This is a genomic window from Gilliamella sp. ESL1225, assembly GCF_058502635.1.
In genome coordinates, this window is sequence record NZ_CP196358.1 from 1,529,853 (window position 1) to 1,548,787 (window position 18,935).

Genomic DNA, 18,935 nt, shown 5'->3' on the forward strand with positions numbered 1-18,935 from the left:
CAAATTTATATTTAAAATTAATCACAGGTGTTTGTACGATGATAAGTCCACTAAAAGAAGGGGAAGTCGTTCCCGAATTTTCATTACCCGATCAAGACGGTGAATTGATAAGCTTTCAAGATTTTGATGGTAAACGAGTATTATTGTATTTTTATCCTAAAGCAATGACACCTGGCTGCACGGTTCAAGCATGTCAATTACGTGACAATATGGATAAATTTAACCAGTATGATGTTGCCGTTGTCGGTATTTCAACTGATAAGCCCGAAAAATTGTCAAAATTTATTGATAAAGAAATGCTTAATTTTACTTTACTATCCGACGAAAATCATACCTTAGCCGAAACTTTTGGGGTATGGGGCAGCAAAACCTTTATGGGTAAAAGCTATGAAGGTATTCATCGAATTAGTTTTTTAATTGGTAAAGATGGTAAGATTGAAAAAGTTTTCGATGATTTTAAAACAACTAATCATCATGACATTGTCTTAGATTATCTTAAAACTCATGCCTCTTAATTGATACCACGTAAATGGGTATCCTAAAAAGGAATTAGCGGCCATTGGCGCTAATTCCTTTTTATTATGTATTGGTTTCTTTTGACCATACATTAATAATAGTTTTTACTAACGTGGCTAAAGGAATCGCAAAAAATATCCCCCAAAATCCCCACAAACCACCAAAAACAATAACTGCAACAATAATGACTAAAGGATGTAAATTTAGTTTTTCAGAAAATAAATAAGGAACTAATAAATTCCCATCTAAAGTTTGGATTAAAACATAAAAAAACATCAAATAACCAAAATCACTCGTTAATCCCCATTGGAATAATCCAATAATAACGACTGGGATTGTTGAAATAATAATGCCTATATAAGGAATTAAAACCGATATACCAACAATTACTGCTAATAATAATCCATAATCTAAACCAAAATAATAAAATGGGATATAAACACAAATCGATAAAATCAGTATATGTAGGACATTGCCAACCATATAATTGGCAATTTGTTGATCCATTTCTTTGGCGACTTTATTTAATATACTGCGATTTTTAGGCAAAATAAGTGAACAATAACCCCATATAGATGCTTTATCTTTTAATAAGAAAAACATTATTATTGGAATTAATACCGAGTTTATAACAATCGAAATTAAGCTAAATAAGGATACAATCGAAAATTGTAATAATGAGTTTCCCGTTTCAATAACCTTTTCTTTTACGCTTTGAATGATTGAATCAAAAAAACCAACATCAATTAATTCGGGATATTTTTGCGGTAAAGACATAAATAATTGATTGGTAAAATTAAGCATATTGGGAATGTTTTTAAATAAGCTGACACTTTGTTGCCAAATCAGCGGTAATAAAATCATAATGCCGGCTAGCACAAACATAATAAATATTAATAATACCATGACCACGGCGAGCGTTCGAGGTAAGCCCCTCTTATGAAAAAAATTCACCGCGGGATCTAATAGATAAGATAAAACGATGGCAATCAGAATAGGAAATAATATTTTATTAAAAAAATAAATAATCAAAAAAACAGCAACAATAACGACTAATAAAGAAATAATATGAGGGTCGCTAAATCGTTTGTTATACCATGCAATAAACAGTTTGAACACAAAATACTCCTTGTTTATGTCATAAATAAAGGGTTCAAACACTCCTAATTATTGAGATCATTATGTGGTTATTTTTATATTAAAAAATACGATAATACATTTTATAATTTTAAATAACACCTCATTTTTAGAGATGAAAACCACATAACAGCACTATTGTAGAGCTAAAACTTTACTAAATCTATCAATTATTTTACAAATTCTTTAATTAAAAATATCTATTAATCTAAATCGATAAATGCTTAGAGATTTCATAGAGATCTGCTCTTTTCATTGCTATAATATTGCTCTTATTTGGTTTGAGGTAACATAAATGTATATTATTTATGGCATTAAAAATTGTGACACGATGAAAAAAGCATTTCAATGGCTTGATTCACATCATATTAATTATCAATTTCATAATTACAAAACAGAAGGTTTATCTGAACAATTGTTAAATAATTTTTTGCAAAAGATAAGTTATCAAGATCTTATTAATAAAAAAGGATTAACTTGGCGTAAATTAACAGATGAAGAGCGTGAATCGATAAGTACAAAAGCCGGTGCCAAAAAAATTATATTAGCTAATCCATCTATTGTTAAACGCCCTTTACTGATTAATGGAAATAATGCTTTATTAGGATTTTCGGACGAAAGTTACCAAAATTTTATTAATAAAAAAGATTAAGCTCATAGACTTTAAACATTCATTAAAGTTTATAGGCGCCACAATATTAAATTATGGTTTGATTTAAAATAATTCATCGAAAGGATAAATCAAAATGGATACGGTTATTAAATTAACGCAAGCATTAATGGCAGAAAAATCAATTAGTCCAGATGATAAAAATTGTCAACATATCTTAATTGATCGGTTACAAAAACATCATTTTATTATTGAAGAAATTAATATAAATCAAACTAAAAACTTATGGGCTTATCATGGTGATCCTTCACAAACTACGCTCTTGTTTGCAGGTCATACCGATGTTGTACCCGCTGGTGATGAAGGCCAATGGCTATCCCCTCCTTTTACACCGACAATCGATAAAGACGGTATACTTTATGGGCGCGGTGCATCCGATATGAAAAGTGGTGTAGCTGCAATGATTTGTGCGGCAGAAGAATTTGTTATTCAATACCCAAATCATCCTGGTCGAATCGCTTTTCTTATTACCTCTGACGAAGAAGCTTCAGCAACCGATGGGACAATAAAAGTCGTAGATAAATTAATGAATCAGCATGAAAGAGTAGATTATTGTATTGTCGGTGAACCTTCTAGCGATAATATACTTGGCGATCAAATTAAAAATGGACGTCGTGGATCTCTAACCGCGAATCTTGTCATTCATGGTATACAAGGTCATGTAGCTTATCCTCATTTAGCGGCTAATCCTGTGCATCTTTTTGCTCCCGCGTTAAACGAATTAGTCAATACTATTTGGGATAATGGTAATCAATATTTCCCACCAACTACCATGCAAGTTGCCAATATTAACGGGGGAACTGGCGCCGAAAATGTTATACCGGGTGATTTAACGGTACAATTTAATTTTCGTTATAGTAGTGAACTCAGTGATGAAATTATTAAAAAACGGGTTACCGATATATTAGATAAATATAAATTAAATTACACATTAAATTGGCGTTTATCAGGTCATCCATTTTTAACGGCAGATGGTAAACTCACTCAAGCAGCCGCATCGGCAATTAAAGAATTAACCGGCGTAAAAACAAAATTATCTACTTCGGGTGGCACCTCCGATGGGCGTTTTATTGCTAAAATGGGTTGTGAAGTTATTGAATTAGGTGTCCTTAATAAAACCATTCACAAAGTAAACGAGAATGTAAAATGCCAAGATATTATTACGTTAAAAAATATTTATAAACAAATTTTAGAAACATTATTATTGAATAAATAATAATTAAAAAATGGTTATTTAATAAATAACCATTCTTAATTAAAATGATTTATATCATTATGTTATAAAAAAATGCGATAAAATAGAGTTTTAATAGTTTAATTCTTTTATTACTGTAAGTTGAGGGGAGCAAATGGAGTGGTTAAGACAATTTTGGTGGCTAATTCTTATCGTTTTATTAGGAATATTTATTAATACCATTAAAGCTCTAAATAAAGTCAGCTTTAAATCTTACTTACAAAAAAAGAAGGGTATAAAACCCATTCCCTATACAGATGATGACGATGATTGGCCAAGTAGCAATTCAACATCAACCAACACCCCTAAAGCTAATGAAGAAAATAATCACCCATCTAAAAAATAGCTCATTAATGTTGAGAGGATTGATTTAACGCAGCATATAAGGCAGCTGTTCGATATTTATCAACCCAAATGGCTGAGGCACGACAAACAGCAATTGGCATAATAATTAAATAAATGAATGATATCAATGACCATCATGATGTATTACTTTCAGGCATACCCATCTATAAACTATGATAATAATATTGGCTAGAATCGGCATAAATAGATAGCGTTTAATGCCAGGGTTAAATGCTAACTTAAAGCCTATAATAAAATACGAAACACCAGTACGTGTTGATGAAGGAATGCGTTGATAATTAAGCACAGAAACCTTTTGATTAAATCGTGCGCAATATGTTATTTAGTTAAATTTCTCAAGCCAGTGTTTGACTTCAACTTTTAATTGTTGATTAAATTGTTTTTTGCTAAGCATAATTGATTTAGACGTTAATTGTTGATCTTGTTTTTTATGATAAATGATTGTCGCTAATAGCGGAAACTTTGCCATTATTTTTTGTTCAATAATCAAGCTATTTAAACGGCATAATGACCCATAACTGGCCTCAAAAGATCGAAAATAATAAGCAAATCCTTTTAAATCTTCAATATCTTGCTCATTCAATGATTGATCATCATCAATAGCAAAAGTGAAATCTAAATCAATCAAATTTGTTAGCCAATACCAATTACGCGCTAATCTCGCTTGTAATCTTAAAGCCAATTGTTGACCTTGACAAGAAATTGGTTTAATCGCCATTAACGAATATTGTCCGCTGGATGCTTCTTTATGGCTAGAAATATGAACAAGTTTAAAGCCAGCAGCTTGCCAAAAGTATAAGGTTTCGCGACTATAAGCAAAGCTAACCGACAAAAAATCTTTCTTATCTTGACAGGCTTGTCTTTCAATCAGTTCGATCAAATCCCGCGCAATATGCTTGCGTCGATATTTTGCTAATACTGCAATACGGTTGATACGGCAAGAATGTAATTTAGCAGCAAGCTTATCACCAGCATGAGCAACGAAAGATTGCGCAACTAAATTACCGCGTGGGCGCCGCTTACCTTGCCATACTAAGTTAATAAGTTCGTCGTTTAGCCCTCCTTCATTGATAGTTATTACTGCTGCAACCATTAAATCTTGTTTTTTTGCTTGCCAAATCGCAAGATTAGGTGCATCAAGAAGTCGCCTTAAATCAACGGGTGTTGTTCGATAATGAGCAGATTTTAACAAATAAAAAACCTGTTTTAAGCTATTTATATCACTTCTTTCTACCTGTGATTTTTTTATTAAATCTGGCTCTATTAAATTTTTATCGTTTCGATTTTGCTTTTCTATTTTTAAATTGTCTATACTCAGATTGGTTATATTGTGTTCTTTGGCGACTATAGGGTTGGAGCTTTGCTCTATTGGCAATTCATCATTAAGTAATAAACTCTCAGTAAACAATTCCAATACATCATCATGACACCATCGAATCGGCTTTTGTAATGAAAAAAAATCAACATTATCATGATAACGGTCAGTTGAAAATAACACTTCTTCATTGCATAATTTTAATAAAAAACCTTGCCCTGTTCCTTCATAACCATCAATAGTAGAAGTTAAAAGTACTCGGCATTGGTGCAATTTAGCTAACTGAATTAACTGAATTAAAATAGGAAGCGGCAACATCGCCCCTTCATCGATGATTAAAAATTGTTTTAATTTTATTTGCTCATTTAGCAGTAGATCATCAGGCGCATAAAAAGGCGTATTTATGTTGGCAAACTTATAAAAACTGGTTAATGCACTTTTATTAGCAGCTGTAACTATACAGTCATAATAATGACTAAAAAATCCCGCTAGTGCTGATTTCCCTCGCCCTCGTTTTGCCGTTAAAATTAAAATAAATTTTGTAGATTGTAATAATTTATGTAATGTTTGTTGCTGCTCATCACTCCATTGATTCAGATGTAATTGATTAGAATTTTCGTTATTGATTAAAGGTAGGCAAACTGAATTTATTAACGATGAGTTTAAAACATCATAACCTTGAGATTTATTATTAAAAAAGACAGGATTATTAATCACCGATAATAATTTTTTTATTCTAACAATAGCTTCATATTCATTATTAGCATTGATGTTATATTTTGCTAATGTGTTAACTAAATGCTGATTAAAATTTGTTGTAATAATAGGTTGCGATCCCTCATTCCAACGTAAGCTATCAAAATCATACCAAGTTTTTAGATCATCGGCTAATAGTAGAATCAATAAACTATTCACTTTTAATGTGCCTGATAATATGGCGAAAGCTTCTAAATTAAAGCTATCTGTTGCATCAAAAATTGCATGTTGGAATTCACTTCCTAATAAATTTTTGGCTTTAGCATGATGAATTGATTTAAGCATTAAATGCGTAAATGTCTGATTTGAAGCAATTATCCAATCGCCAGATGTTTGACGCTTTAAGTTTATGATTAATTTTTCTAATTGAGTTTTAAATTCAAGTTGATCAACTTGTAAGTTATTTTTAACAGATAAATCATCATAATTTTTATAATTTTGATTTTGCCAAGCTTTGGTTAAATCTAGCGATTCAGTGATCCCTTGGATCCAGCTTTTCTTTATCACAATTAATTGTCGCGATAAAGCAAAAATAGCTGGATTTATTGTTGAAGAGGAACTCAAGGGTAAAACTGTTTCAAACATGCATTAACTTTTGCCAATAATCAATGAAAGTATACCTGCTGCAATTAATGGACCGACCGGTATACCTTTAAAAAAGGCAACACCAATTAACGTGCCGATAATTAAACTATTAATAATCGTTGGTTCACCGTTCATTAATGAAACACCTCGAGTACCAAGCCATGAAACCAAAATACCAACAAAAATTGCAACAATAGATTGCCATGTCATAAAGGATTTCGCAATTTGTTTGATATTTAAAGATCCATCAGCCAGTGGTACCATCATAGCAGCTGTTAAAATTACAATACCAATTGTTAAGCCATGATGATGCAAAAATGGAAAATATTGATCAAGTGGGGTTAGCTTAAATAATAATAAGATCAAAATAGCAAAAGTCACCGTATTATTATGTGTAACATAACATAAGGCAGCTAAAGCCAGTAAAATAAAAAATGATATATCAAATTGAGCATACATTATAATGGCACACCTATTTTTTTCGCGACTTCTTCATAAGATTCAATAACATCACCGAGCTCTTGACGAAAACGATCCTTATCTAATTTTTTAAGGGTTATTGCATCCCAGATCCGGCATCCATCAGGAGAAAACTCATCACCTAGCACAAGGCTACCTTGGTAAAGGCCAAATTCTAATTTAAAATCAACTAAAATCAACCCTGATTGTTTAAACAATTGACTTAATATAGTATTGATTTTTAGGGTTAGTTGCCGCATTTTGTTTAATTGTTCTTTTGTTGCAAAGCCAAACGTTTCACAAAGTGAGCTATTTACCATTGGATCATGCAAACCGTCATCTTTTAAAAATAATTCAAAGGTTGGCGGATCAAGTATTTCACCTTCGGTAATACCTAATCGTTTAACGATTGAACCTGCTGCTCGATTACGTACAACACATTCGACGGGTATCATCTGTAATTTTTTAACAAGTACTTCATTGTCTGATAATAATTTTTCAATTTGCGTCGGTATTCCTGCTTCTTTCAGCTTGTTCATAATAAAATAATTAAATTTATTATTAATTTCACCTTTTCGATCTAATTTTTCTATGCGCAATCCATCAAACGCGGAGGTATCATTACGAAATTCTAAGATAAGGAAATTTGGATCGTCTGTATGATAAACCGTTTTAGCTTTACCACGATATAATTCTGATATTTTCTGCATTTTTATCCTCTAAACGTTAATTGATGAGTTTACCGGATCCTTTTAATTCGTATTTTTATTATCTCTTTTATCTCTATTTGTGTACGTGTTTATGGTTTATTGCATTAAAATGATTAAGGCGCCAATGCGCCTTAATAAAGATAATTCTTAATTATTTTTTTCTAATTGTGAAGTTTTATCAACTTTGCTATCGGAGGTTATGTTTTCATCCTCTTTCTTTTCGGCAGAATTTTTACTATCAGGGGTTCTTGGTGATAATTCTCGTGGCGCGACAGCATCCATCAAATAATTAAAAAAGCCGACAAGATAACGTTGCACAGTCATCGAATCATTCATAATATCAACTCCATTGCGTGTTAATGAGGTTAATCGCATAGTGATATATTCACGATCTCGAGTTTGATGTAAACGTATAATAAAAGAAGCCGATACAGGTTGATTTTCATCAGCACGGAAAATGAATGTTTTTGCCGTTTTAATTGCCGTTGAATTAATTGACTCAATACCAATATTTTGTATTGCTAAAGTTTGTGGAATACTTTGCCAAAAACCATTATTTAGCGGAGCATCTAAAATAATTTCACTCTTATCATAAGTGGCAATGGCATCACTAATAGAAGGTAACGGTAAGGCTGGTGGTCTAATATCAACATCTTTGCCTAATTCCCCCTTTGCATTCGTTGAATAAACAATATAATCACTTGAATAAGGTGGAATCGTTATTCCTTGTGGGACAACAAGTTTTGTTAAAGTTGGTGCATTTAAATAATCTAAACTACCATCGACTTCACGTTTATAATTTTGATCATTGCCACAACCAGTTAGAACAATGGTACAAAATACCGCTAAAAAGCCGGTCTTTTTTAGGAATTTTTGATTTAGTAAAAATGATTTTAACATAGCTATCTGCTTATAAATTAATGGTTATAAAAAGGATTTAAATAATACCAGCCTGTTTTAATGATTGCTCAACAATTGGCACTGAAGGCTGAGTTAGCGGCATTAACGGCAATCGGATGGCAGTATCTTTAATTAATCCTATTCGTGAACATGCCCATTTAACAGGAATAGGATTAGATTCAATAAATAAATTACGATGTAGCGATAATAGTTTTTCATTCATATCGCGAGCTTGCTCAATTTTATTGTCAGCACATAAAAGACAAATATCTGCCATCGCTTTAGCAGCAACATTAGCGGTGACCGAAATAACGCCATCACCACCTAAAATCATAAAATCTAAAAAGGTTAAATCATCACCACTCAATAACTTAAAGTCCTGCCCAACTAAACGCCTTGTTGTATAAACGCGCGATAAATCCCCTGTCGCATCTTTTAAAGCGACAATATTTTTTAATTTTGCTAAACGAGCAACTGTTTCGGGTTTAAGATCGCTACTTGTTCGACCAGGGACATTATAAAGGATTTGAGGAAGTGATGTATTTTCAGCAATCGCTTTAAAATGCTGATACATGCCTTCTTGAGTCGGTTTATTATAATAAGGAGTAACGGTTAAACAACCAACGACACCACTATTTTCAACTTGCTGAGTCAAAAATATCGCTTCTTTTGTCGCATTAGCGCCAGTACCTGCAATAACATCAATTTTACCGTCTGCAAAATCAATAGTTTGCTTGATGACATCGATATGTTCTTGATGATCAAGGGTCGCAGATTCGCCTGTAGTACCAACAGAAATAATGGCGGACGTACCATTATCAATATGATAATTAACTAAATTCTTCAAGCTTTTGCTGTCTACATTACCTTTCGGATCCATTGGCGTAATAAGTGCAACAAGACTTCCTGTGAACATAGAGCAACCTCGCATAAGTGATAAGTTAACAAAATAAAAATTTTGCGTTAAGTATGCGATATTTCATCGCTAAATTCAACTTTTGTTAAATAGGATTACCAATATATGTTAAACAGGATTATCAATATCAATAAAAATTGTTTCGATACCATATTCAGCCGTAATCCATTCGCCTAACTTTTGCACTCCATAGCGTTCAGTTGCATGATGTCCTGCAGCATAAAAATTAATACCATATTCTCGCGCTATGTGAATCGTTCTTTCAGATACTTCTCCCGTTAAAAATGCATCAACACCAAGCTGCACGGCATTTTCAATAAAATCTTGTCCGCCTCCACTACACCAAGCAATACGCTTAATAATAGGATTTGCATTATCAAAGCAAATTAATGGTTCACGTTGTAATTTTTGTTGGACCAATTCTTTAAAATCTAATGCTGTCATAGAGTTAGTTAACGTTCCCGTTGCAAGCAAATCAGTAATATCTTGTTTCTCATCAGCAATGATAGAAAATAATTGCGCTAATTGTGCGTTATTACCAACAATAGGATGCCCATCAAGAGGTAAATGATAAGCGAATAAATTTATTTGGTGATCCAGTAGTGTTTTAATACGTTTATATTTAATTCCCGTTAATGTTTGGGGTTCATTCTTCCAAAAATAACCATGGTGAACAAGCACCGCATCAGCCTGTAATTTTACTGCCTCATCTAATAATAACTGACAAGCTGTCACTCCAGTTACAATCCTTTTCAAGGTAGATTTTCCCTGCACCTGCAATCCATTTGGGGCATAATCTCGATATTTATTGACTTGCAGATATTGATTAAGAATTTTTTCTAATTCGAAATTTTGCATTTTTTCTTCTGATAATTTTTATAGTTAATAATTAAGGGTTAATAATCGGTAAATTTATTTTGGATAAGCAATTAAAATATTTTCTGTTATTCAAATAAAAGAGCGCCGTTAAATACGTGCGCTCCAATTAAAAACAAACAAATCTTATTGTTTAGCAATAATTTTATCGTGTTTTAGTTCAAGTTTAATTTCTTTGCCTGGTACTAAAATACCTTCAAGCATTTGTTGGGCAAGAGGATTTTCAATCTCTTGTTGAATAGCTCGTTTAAGAGGTCTTGCACCATAGATGGGATCAAAACCAACTTTCGCTAAATGTTCAAGAGCTCCATCGGTAATTGAAACTTGATAACCATGTTCATCAAGACGTTTTTCAACACGTTGTAATTGTATTTTAGCAATTGCTTTAATATTCTCTTCATTAAGAGGATGGAAGACAACAGTTTCATCAATACGATTAATAAATTCAGGTCTAAAATGTTTACTAACAACCGTCATTACTAATGTTTTCATTTCATCATAAGTAAGATTTGCTTGACCTTGAATTAGATCTGAACCTAAGTTTGAAGTCATAATAATCACGGTATTACGGAAATCAACAGTGCGTCCCTGACCGTCGGTTAATCGACCATCATCTAAAACTTGTAATAAGATATTAAACACATCAGGATGTGCTTTTTCGATTTCATCTAACAATATAACCGAATAAGGCCTACGGCGAACAGCTTCCGTTAAATAACCGCCTTCTTCATATCCCACATAGCCTGGAGGAGCACCAATCAAACGTGAAACTGAATGTTTTTCCATAAATTCAGACATATCGATTCGCACCATCGCATCAGGGCTATTAAACATAAAATTAGCTAAGGCCTTACATAATTCGGTTTTACCGACACCGGTTGGACCCAAAAATAAGAATGAGCCAATCGGTTTATTTGGATCGGATAATCCTGCACGACTACGACGAATAGCATTCGAAACAGCTGAAACCGCTTCATTTTGTCCAACAACACGTTTATGAAGGTAATCTTCCATATGTAATAATTTTTCTTTTTCACCTTCAAGCATCCTTGATACTGGAATACCGGTCGATTTTGATAATACTTCAGCGATTTCTTGATCAGTGACTTTATTAGGCAATAACTTCATCGTTTTACCTTCAAGCTTAGTCGCTTTTTCAAGTTTCTTTTCAAGCTCAGGAATACGCCCATATTGCAATTCAGACATTTTATTCAAATCACCAGCCCGCCTTGCTTGCTCCATTTCAGTACGCGCTTTATCTAAATCTGCTTTTATATTTTGTGTTCCCGATACAGCAGCCTTTTCTGCTTGCCATTCTTCATTAAGTGAGGCATATTCTTTTTCTTTTTCAATTAATTCCTCATTAAGCATCTCTAAGCGTTTTTTACTGGCTTCGTCAGATTCTTTTTTCAATGCTTGCTGTTCAAGTTTTAATTGGATGATGCGTCTATCTAAACGATCTAATGATTCTGGTTTAGAATCCATTTGCATACGTATGCTTGAAGCAGCCTCATCGATCAAATCAATTGCTTTATCCGGTAACATTCGATCTGAAATATAACGATTAGACAAGGTAGCTGCAGCAATGATGGCAGGATCCGTAATTTGCACATGGTGGTGGATTTCATAACGTTCTTTAAGTCCACGTAAAATAGCAATAGTATCTTCAACAGACGGTTCAGCAACATAGACCTTTTGGAAACGTCTTTCTAAAGCGGGATCTTTTTCGATATATTGGCGATATTCATCAAGCGTTGTTGCACCAACACAATGCAGTTCACCACGTGCTAAAGCAGGTTTTAGCATATTACCTGCATCCATAGCGCCGTCACCTTTACCGGCACCAACCATGGTATGGATTTCATCTATAAATAAAATAATGCGACCTTCTTCTTTTGCCACATCCTTTAGAACTGCTTTAAGTCTTTCTTCAAATTCACCGCGATATTTTGCACCAGCAATTAAAGCCCCCATATCAAGAGATAAAACTCGTTTATTACGTAATCCCTCTGGCACTTCACCATTAACGATACGCTGAGCAAGACCTTCAACTATTGCCGTTTTACCAACACCTGGCTCACCAATTAATACCGGATTGTTTTTTGTTCTTCTTTGTAAAACTTGTATAGTTCGACGTATTTCTTCATCCCGCCCAATAACAGGATCCAATTTTCCTTGTTCAGCACGCTCAGTCAAATCAATGGTATATTTCTTAAGCGCATCACGCTGATCTTCTGCATTTGCATCATTCACGTTTTCATTTCCTCTTACTTGATTGACAGCTTGTGTAAAGCTCTCTTTTGTTACACCTGATTTTTTTAATATATCCCCTAATTTACCCTTTTCTTCAAGCGCAGCTAAAACAAATATTTCCGATGAAATATAAGTATCATTATTTTTTTGTGCAATTTTATCGCACAAATTCATGATACGAACTAATTCTTGTGATGGAATAATATTGCCGCCAATTCCTTGTACTTGTGGGAATTTATCAATGACATTTGTTAATTCATGTTGTAAAGAAGAAAGATTGGCGCCAGCACTCGTTAATAATGGACGAATACTACTGCCATCTTGCGATAACATAGCAGCTAAAACGTGCTCTGGCTCAATATATTGATTATCTTTACCTAGCGCCATAGACTGAGCGTCGGATAGTGCCTGCTGAAATTTATTCGTTAAACGATCTAAGCGCATACTTATCTCCTTGAAATAATTTGATTTAATTTTTCAAACAGTTAATCCTTTTATACACCTACTAATTGATCATGGTCAAGCTAATTCAATAAAATAGCTTATCTAGTTTCCTTTACAGTATCAATTATTCTTATGAATAAAAGATTCTACTAACAGAAAAATATAATCTTAATTGATTAACTAAAAAAATATTAAATAATCATTTTATAAAATCAATCAAACCAAATCATTGAAGCCATTCTGCCTGTAACGGATGTGCGTCTGAAAGAATAAAAATTTAGCGGATCTTGGTACGTACAATAATCACCGCCATAAATTTCATACACACCAACTGCGTGTAATCTTTGTTTGGCGATAAGAATAAGATCGGCTAAATATTTATCTTCTTTAGCATTAATTAATTTAAAGGCGATTTTTGCATCAGGATCTTGTAATTCGAATTCTGTTTTAACATCAAGCCCGACTTCAAAAGCATCGGCGCAAATACAAGGTCCAATCCACGCAACAATGTCGGTACGATTACCGGAAAATTGTTTTACCGTTTCCTCTAAAATACCATCACATAAGCCACGCCAACCCGCATGAGCAGCGGCTACTTGTTGATCTGATTTAGAGTAAAACAATACCGGTAAACAATCCGCTGTCATAACAACACAAACTTGTTTAGATTGCTGTGTGTAGCTGGCATCGGCTTCAATAATGGGAAAGTGATTAAACTGTAATGGATTAGATGATAAATGCCCATTATCCATCTTATTATCAGTTGCAAAAGATACAGGTAGCTGACTAAGATCTTTGACAATCACGCTATGAGTTTGCGTTAACCAATAAGGCTCATTCGGTATTTTTTCATGCATTTTCACGCGATTTCGATTAATAATAACATCTGAAATCTCATCACCAACATGAGAAGCTAAATTAAGACTATCATAAGGCGTTTTACTTACGCCACCTAATCGAGTGGTTGTAAATGCATGAATATTACTTGGCGCATGCCAGTTAGGATAAATGGATTTAATCATAATTTCACCAATCAAGTTCGTCTTTATGTAATTGCGTATCTTGTTGTAATGCGGCGATTAATTGCTCCATATCATTAGGAATCGGCGCATGCCATTCCATTAATTCCCCTGTAATCGGATGATACAGGCGCAGCATTGTTGCATGTAATGCTTGCCTATCAAATTCGCGAAGAATTTGCATAAAATCATCGCTTGCCCCTTTTGGTGGTCTTGGTCTACCTCCATAAAGCGGATCACCGACTAATGGATGAGCAATATGCGCCATGTGAACCCGAATTTGATGGGTTCTACCGGTTTCTAATCGTAAACGCAAGCGTGTATGAGCTCGATATTTTTCCATAACACGGTAATGCGTCACAGCCGGTTTACCGGTTGGAAATACTGCCATATGAGTGCGCTTAGTTGGATGCCGTGTAATTGGCTCATCAATCGTCCCCCCGGCTGTGATAATCCCCATAGCAACCGCTTCATATTCACGGGTGATCTCACGTTTTTGTAAAGCATCAACTAAATGAGTTTGTGCCTCAATGGTTTTAGCAACCACCATTAAGCCAGTTGTATCTTTATCTAAACGATGAACAATGCCAGCCCTTGGAACATGAGCTAAATCAGGATAATGATAAAGTAGTGCATTCAATACCGTACCATTTGGGTTACCTGCACCTGGGTGAACAACTAAATCTCGAGGTTTATTAATCACTAAAATATCGTCATCTTCATAAACAATATTTAAGTTAATATCTTCGCCTTGATGGTAAGTTTCGGTCTCAATTTCAGCATTAATCTCAATTTGTTCACCACCTAAAACTTTTTCTTTAGGTTTATTGATAATAATCCCATTTACTTTTACTTGATTTTGTAAAATCCAGTCTTTGATTCGCGAACGAGAATAATCGGGTAAAAGTTCCGATAATGCTTGATCTAATCGCATTCCAAGCTGACTTATTTCAATTTCGGTTGTTAATTTTAGCGCATGCATTCTTAATTTATCTATTTTAAGCTGTTAGGTTTTAGAGTATTATATACCATTCATGGTGCTTAATGTTTAATTTATATTTGGATTGAAAACTGGATGAAACTGCGTTTACCCTCATTATTGATATTGCCTATTGTGCTAAGTAGCCTACTTATTGCCTGTACAACCTCTAAACCTAATTTAGACAATGTATCTGAATTTGACTTACACCTTAAAGCCCAACAAGAGCTCGAAAACGGCAATATTAAATCGAGTATTATCATTTTAGAATCGATGGATAAAAACTTTCCATTTGGACCTTATTCACAACAAGTACAACTTGATTTAATTTACGCTTATTATAAATCAGGTGATTTATCCTTAACGATTGCCTCCATTGATAGATTCTTAAAATTAAATCCGACACATCCTAATATTGACTGGGTAATTTATATTCGTGGTCTTGCCAATATGGCGCAAGATGAAAATACAATTCAAGGCTGGTTTAATGTTGATCGTTCTGATAGGGATCCGGATTTTGCTAACGCAGCCTTTAAAGACTTTACTTATCTTGTAACGAGTTACCCAAAAAGCCCATATGCAACTGATGCGCAAAAACGATTAGTCTATTTAAAAAATCGACTCGCACGTTATCAATTAAAAATTGCACAATATTATACTGATCGCGGTGCTTATGTAGCTGTTGTAAATCGTGTAACGGGAATGTTAAAAGATTTTTCTGATACTGAATCAACAAAACGCGGTTTATTTCTGATGCGCAATGCTTATAATCAATTAGGTTTAACTGTCGAAGCAAATAAAGTGGATAAACTGATTGAAGCAAATTTAGCAAATATGCCAAAAGATGAGCAAAAATCATTTTTGCGCTCTGTAACCAGTGTCTTTAATGGTGGTTAACGTCTCGATTAATCTTTGTTAATTTGCATCAATCATTTAAATGAATTTAAAAAACGCGCTTTAATAAATAGCGCGTTTTTTATTAAATTTATGTTTTATTTTTTTAAAGACATCTGTTTCGATTTGTTAATACTCGCGGCGACAGCATCCATTACTGCAGCCCTTAGTCCTTTTTCTTCCAAAACTTGTACCCCCTCAATAGTGGTACCTGCTGGTGAACACACCATATCTTTTAATTCTGCGGGATGTTTTCCTGTATCTAATACTAATTTAGCCGATCCAAGTACAGATTGCGCCGCAAATTGGTAAGCTTGTTTGCGAGATAATCCGCCTTTCACTGCCCCATCTGCTAATGCTTCAATAAACATAAATACAAAAGCAGGCGAGGATCCACTTGCTCCAACAACTGCATCAATTAAATATTCAGGCACAACTTCAGTTCGACCCACGCAATCTAATAAAGATTTTACTTCGATCAATTCATCATTTGTAACAATAGGATTTGCGGTAATTGAACTCATACCCGCATTAACAAGCGCAGGTGTATTTGGCATAACGCGGATAATTTTATGCTGATTGCCTATTATCTGAGTTATTGTCTCAATCGATATACCTGCAGCTATCGAAACTAAAATCGTTTCTTTGGAAAGATGATTTTTTATATCATTTAATAACGCTTCCATACCATTAGGCTTAACAGCTAAAAAAACAATTTCGGCATTCTCAACAACTTCTTGCGCCGACGTCATATTATTAACACCGTAATGGGTATGATAAGATTCACCTATTTCAGAGTGCCTACCATAAACATAAAATTGCGACCCCGCAATTTGATTACTGGCTAAAATCCCACGTAAAATAGCCCCCCCCATATTACCAAGCCCAATAAATCCAATACGTTTATTCATTGTTAAAACCTCATTTTTATTTAATTAAATTTTATAACAAAAAATGATATTAATCTGGGTATTTATTTTAATCAAGTGCCAAACTTTTTTTTCCACATTTGATGATAAAACTGCTTATAAAACCTTTACTATTTTTAAAATTTCGTCCTTAATTGTGTTAATTATTTCAAATCTTAACTTATACAAAAAATAAATTAATCAATTAAATAACATATTTTAAAGTTATTTTTAGTCGCAAAATTCCCTATTTCCAATATTTTGCTATCGACTTCATTTTTTGAAGTTGTTATAATTTTGCACTCAATATGATGAACTATTATTAGCGTGCGTCGCGCCAAAGTGCATCATATTCTCATTGTTTTTAATTGCATGATTTTATCAAAACTCTTCTTTGCAGTTCTTCTTAAAAACAATCTCTTAACAGGAGCTATCTTGTGTCATCTAAAAATCAATCGTTACCACAACGATCATTTGTCGATCGTTATTTTCAGTTTCAAGAGAATAAAACATCATTACGTACTGAGTTAATAGGAAGTTTTACCACCTTTATTACCATGGTTTATATCCTATTTGTTAACCCTAAAATTTTAGGCGATGCTCATATGGATTCTCAAGCCGTTTTTGTGACAACCGCCTTAATTACAGGCATTTCTTGTATTCTAATGGGGATTATTGCCAAGCTCCCTATTGCCCTCGCTCCGGGTATGGGAATAAATGCGTATTTTGCCTATGTTCTTGTTGGTTCGATGGGACTCAGCTGGCAACAAGGAATGACGTTAGTTTTTATGGGTGCGTCAGGTTTATTTTTACTTTCAGTATTTAAACTTCGTTATTGGATGATTGCCAATATTCCATTATCAATTCGTATTGGCGTCAGTAGTGGATGCGGCTTATTGATTACATTGATCGGGTTACATAATGCTCATATCATTGTTGCCGATGCCGATACGATGGTTAAACTCGGAAATCCAACATCAATTCCTTTTATCCTCGGTTGTCTTAGCTTTTTAATTGTTGTTGGACTTGCTCAACGTAAATGGAACTCTTCAATTTTATTATCTTTTATTATTGTTACCTTAATAGGCTGGGTAATAGATCCAAATGTCTCATATCATGGTTTAGTGAGTTTACCTCCTGATGTTTCAGGCATTGTCGGACAATTTGATTTCAATAAAATTATGGACGTTTCAATGCTAGGCATTGTTTTATCTGTCATGCTGATTAATTTATTTGAATCTTCTGGCACCTTCATTGCTGTGACGGATAAAGCCGGTCTTGCCGATAAAGACGGACACTACCCGAATCAACAAAAATCTCTTTATATTGATAGTTCGTGTTCAGCGCTTGGCTCTGCGATGGGCACGTCGGCTGTAACGGCTTATGTCGAAAGTGCAGCAGGTGTAGCGGTTGGCGCACGTACTGGAATGATGGCACTTGGTGTAGGTGTGCTATTTCTGTTTTCTTTGTTTTTATCACCACTCGAAAAAATGGTGCCGCTTTATGCAACAACGGGCGCATTAATTTATATAGGGGTATTAATGGCATCGGATCTCGCTCGCGTTAAATGGGAAGACTTAACTGAAGCTGTGCCCGCTTTTGTCGCCTGCATTATGATGCCCTTTACCTTTACAATTACAGAAGGTATTGCAACCGGATTTATCACTTATGTCTTTATGAAAATTGCCGCTGGTAAATATAAAGATTTAACACTCTGTTCAATCATTATGGCTATCTTATTTTTGGCACGGTATATATTTTTATAACTATTGAGATCATTCAATTTAAAAAGTGCTAAATAAAAATATTTAACCATAAATTTAATAAACAGATATGTTAAAGGACTTCATATAAGCAGAAAGCTTTAAACAAGAAGTAATTTAAAACTCATTAACGTTATATTGGTTTAAACATAACAATCCAACCAATATAAAAACAATTAACATAAAAACATTCTTATTAAAGAACATTTGTCTTTAATAATAAGAATGAATAAGG

At 33.8% G+C, this 18,935-nt stretch carries 17 protein-coding genes and 1 pseudogene; 6 read left to right on the forward strand and 12 right to left on the reverse strand.

What is annotated here, in order from left to right; genetic code table 11:
* The first annotated feature begins 41 nt into the window (after nt 1-41).
* Nucleotides 42-515: a thioredoxin-dependent thiol peroxidase gene (gene bcp, locus ACSYSW_RS07005; protein ID WP_491706067.1), complete on the forward strand. Its 474-nt coding sequence runs from the start codon at nt 42-44 to the stop codon at nt 513-515.
* A 64-nt stretch (nt 516-579) separates the two neighbouring features.
* Here bcp and ACSYSW_RS07010 read toward each other — a convergent pair whose 3' ends face one another.
* On the reverse strand, nt 580-1,635 hold the full coding sequence (locus tag ACSYSW_RS07010; protein ID WP_491705741.1) for an AI-2E family transporter: 1,056 nt from the start codon (nt 1,633-1,635) through the stop codon (nt 580-582).
* Nucleotides 1,636-1,948: 313 nt separating this feature from the next.
* Here ACSYSW_RS07010 and ACSYSW_RS07015 point away from each other — a divergent pair, with 313 nt between their 5' ends.
* The 3 genes from ACSYSW_RS07015 to ACSYSW_RS07025 all read left to right on the forward strand — a co-directional run bounded on the left by ACSYSW_RS07015 (nt 1,949) and on the right by ACSYSW_RS07025 (nt 3,903).
* On the forward strand, nt 1,949-2,305 hold the full coding sequence (locus ACSYSW_RS07015; protein ID WP_491705740.1) for an ArsC family reductase: 357 nt from the start codon (nt 1,949-1,951) through the stop codon (nt 2,303-2,305).
* A 94-nt stretch (nt 2,306-2,399) separates the two neighbouring features.
* Complete coding sequence (gene dapE / locus ACSYSW_RS07020) at nt 2,400-3,539, forward strand: succinyl-diaminopimelate desuccinylase (protein WP_491705739.1); 1,140 nt, start codon at nt 2,400-2,402, stop codon at nt 3,537-3,539.
* Between the two features lie 133 nt (nt 3,540-3,672).
* On the forward strand, nt 3,673-3,903 hold the full coding sequence (locus tag ACSYSW_RS07025; protein WP_491705738.1) for a YpfN family protein: 231 nt from the start codon (nt 3,673-3,675) through the stop codon (nt 3,901-3,903).
* Between the two features lie 4 nt (nt 3,904-3,907).
* Here the strand turns inward: ACSYSW_RS07025 and ACSYSW_RS07030 are convergent, their stop codons facing one another.
* The 10 genes from ACSYSW_RS07030 to rluD all read right to left on the reverse strand — a co-directional run bounded on the left by ACSYSW_RS07030 (nt 3,908) and on the right by rluD (nt 15,138).
* Nucleotides 3,908-4,030 (reverse strand): hypothetical protein, encoded by a 123-nt coding sequence (locus ACSYSW_RS07030; RefSeq protein WP_491705737.1) that lies wholly within the window; start codon nt 4,028-4,030, stop codon nt 3,908-3,910.
* 215 nt (nt 4,031-4,245) lie between these two features.
* Nucleotides 4,246-6,579, reverse strand: coding sequence for a tRNA(Met) cytidine acetyltransferase TmcA domain-containing protein (locus tag ACSYSW_RS07035; protein ID WP_491705736.1), 2,334 nt, complete (start codon nt 6,577-6,579; stop codon nt 4,246-4,248).
* Nucleotides 6,580-6,582: 3 nt separating this feature from the next.
* On the reverse strand, nt 6,583-7,038 hold the full coding sequence (locus ACSYSW_RS07040; RefSeq protein WP_491705735.1) for a DUF441 domain-containing protein: 456 nt from the start codon (nt 7,036-7,038) through the stop codon (nt 6,583-6,585).
* Nucleotides 7,038-7,748 (reverse strand): phosphoribosylaminoimidazolesuccinocarboxamide synthase, encoded by a 711-nt coding sequence (gene purC, locus ACSYSW_RS07045; RefSeq protein ID WP_491705734.1) that lies wholly within the window; start codon nt 7,746-7,748, stop codon nt 7,038-7,040. Before purC ends, ACSYSW_RS07040 begins: the two co-directional genes overlap by 1 nt.
* 147 nt (nt 7,749-7,895) lie before the next feature.
* Nucleotides 7,896-8,648: a hypothetical protein gene (locus ACSYSW_RS07050; RefSeq protein ID WP_491705733.1), complete on the reverse strand. Its 753-nt coding sequence runs from the start codon at nt 8,646-8,648 to the stop codon at nt 7,896-7,898.
* Nucleotides 8,649-8,685: 37 nt separating this feature from the next.
* Nucleotides 8,686-9,564: a 4-hydroxy-tetrahydrodipicolinate synthase gene (gene dapA / locus ACSYSW_RS07055; RefSeq protein WP_491705732.1), complete on the reverse strand. Its 879-nt coding sequence runs from the start codon at nt 9,562-9,564 to the stop codon at nt 8,686-8,688.
* Nucleotides 9,565-9,672: 108 nt separating this feature from the next.
* The gene (locus ACSYSW_RS07060; RefSeq protein WP_491705731.1) at nt 9,673-10,422 is read right to left on the reverse strand and encodes a Nif3-like dinuclear metal center hexameric protein; all 750 of its coding nucleotides are present in this window, start codon (nt 10,420-10,422) and stop codon (nt 9,673-9,675) included.
* A gap of 144 nt (nt 10,423-10,566) precedes the next feature.
* Nucleotides 10,567-13,137 carry an ATP-dependent chaperone ClpB gene (gene clpB / locus ACSYSW_RS07065; protein WP_491705730.1) on the reverse strand — a complete coding sequence of 857 codons (2,571 nt, stop codon included), beginning with the start codon at nt 13,135-13,137 and terminating at the stop codon, nt 10,567-10,569.
* Between the two features lie 212 nt (nt 13,138-13,349).
* On the reverse strand, nt 13,350-14,156 hold the full coding sequence (gene pgeF / locus ACSYSW_RS07070; protein ID WP_491706066.1) for a peptidoglycan editing factor PgeF: 807 nt from the start codon (nt 14,154-14,156) through the stop codon (nt 13,350-13,352).
* A 7-nt stretch (nt 14,157-14,163) separates the two neighbouring features.
* Nucleotides 14,164-15,138, reverse strand: a complete 975-nt coding sequence (gene rluD / locus ACSYSW_RS07075; protein ID WP_491705729.1) for a 23S rRNA pseudouridine(1911/1915/1917) synthase RluD — start codon at nt 15,136-15,138, stop codon at nt 14,164-14,166.
* Nucleotides 15,139-15,231: 93 nt separating this feature from the next.
* On the opposite strand from rluD, the pseudogene bamD reads away from it, so the two are divergent.
* A pseudogene (gene bamD, locus ACSYSW_RS07080) lies at nt 15,232-15,966 on the forward strand (outer membrane protein assembly factor BamD); the annotation flags it as partial.
* Between the two features lie 161 nt (nt 15,967-16,127).
* Here bamD and proC read toward each other — a convergent pair.
* Nucleotides 16,128-16,940, reverse strand: a complete 813-nt coding sequence (gene proC, locus ACSYSW_RS07085) for a pyrroline-5-carboxylate reductase (protein WP_491705728.1) — start codon at nt 16,938-16,940, stop codon at nt 16,128-16,130.
* Nucleotides 16,941-17,374: 434 nt separating this feature from the next.
* Between proC and ACSYSW_RS07090 the strand changes: the two genes are divergently transcribed.
* Nucleotides 17,375-18,703 (forward strand): NCS2 family permease, encoded by a 1,329-nt coding sequence (locus ACSYSW_RS07090; RefSeq protein WP_491705727.1) that lies wholly within the window; start codon nt 17,375-17,377, stop codon nt 18,701-18,703.
* Nucleotides 18,704-18,935: the final 232 nt, after the last annotated feature.

Coding starts and splice junctions, on each gene's coding strand:
- ACSYSW_RS07015 (WP_491705740.1), top strand. CDS start 1,949: ATGTATATTATTTATGGCATTAAAAATTGTGACACGATGAAAAAAGCA.
- dapE (WP_491705739.1), top strand. CDS start 2,400: ATGGATACGGTTATTAAATTAACGCAAGCATTAATGGCAGAAAAATCA.
- ACSYSW_RS07025 (WP_491705738.1), top strand. CDS start 3,673: ATGGAGTGGTTAAGACAATTTTGGTGGCTAATTCTTATCGTTTTATTA.
- ACSYSW_RS07035 (WP_491705736.1), bottom strand. CDS start 6,579: ATGTTTGAAACAGTTTTACCCTTGAGTTCCTCTTCAACAATAAATCCA.
- ACSYSW_RS07040 (WP_491705735.1), bottom strand. CDS start 7,038: ATGTATGCTCAATTTGATATATCATTTTTTATTTTACTGGCTTTAGCT.
- purC (WP_491705734.1), bottom strand. CDS start 7,748: ATGCAGAAAATATCAGAATTATATCGTGGTAAAGCTAAAACGGTTTAT.
- ACSYSW_RS07050 (WP_491705733.1), bottom strand. CDS start 8,648: ATGTTAAAATCATTTTTACTAAATCAAAAATTCCTAAAAAAGACCGGC.
- dapA (WP_491705732.1), bottom strand. CDS start 9,564: ATGTTCACAGGAAGTCTTGTTGCACTTATTACGCCAATGGATCCGAAA.
- ACSYSW_RS07060 (WP_491705731.1), bottom strand. CDS start 10,422: ATGCAAAATTTCGAATTAGAAAAAATTCTTAATCAATATCTGCAAGTC.
- clpB (WP_491705730.1), bottom strand. CDS start 13,137: ATGCGCTTAGATCGTTTAACGAATAAATTTCAGCAGGCACTATCCGAC.
- rluD (WP_491705729.1), bottom strand. CDS start 15,138: ATGCATGCGCTAAAATTAACAACCGAAATTGAAATAAGTCAGCTTGGA.
- proC (WP_491705728.1), bottom strand. CDS start 16,940: ATGAATAAACGTATTGGATTTATTGGGCTTGGTAATATGGGGGGGGCT.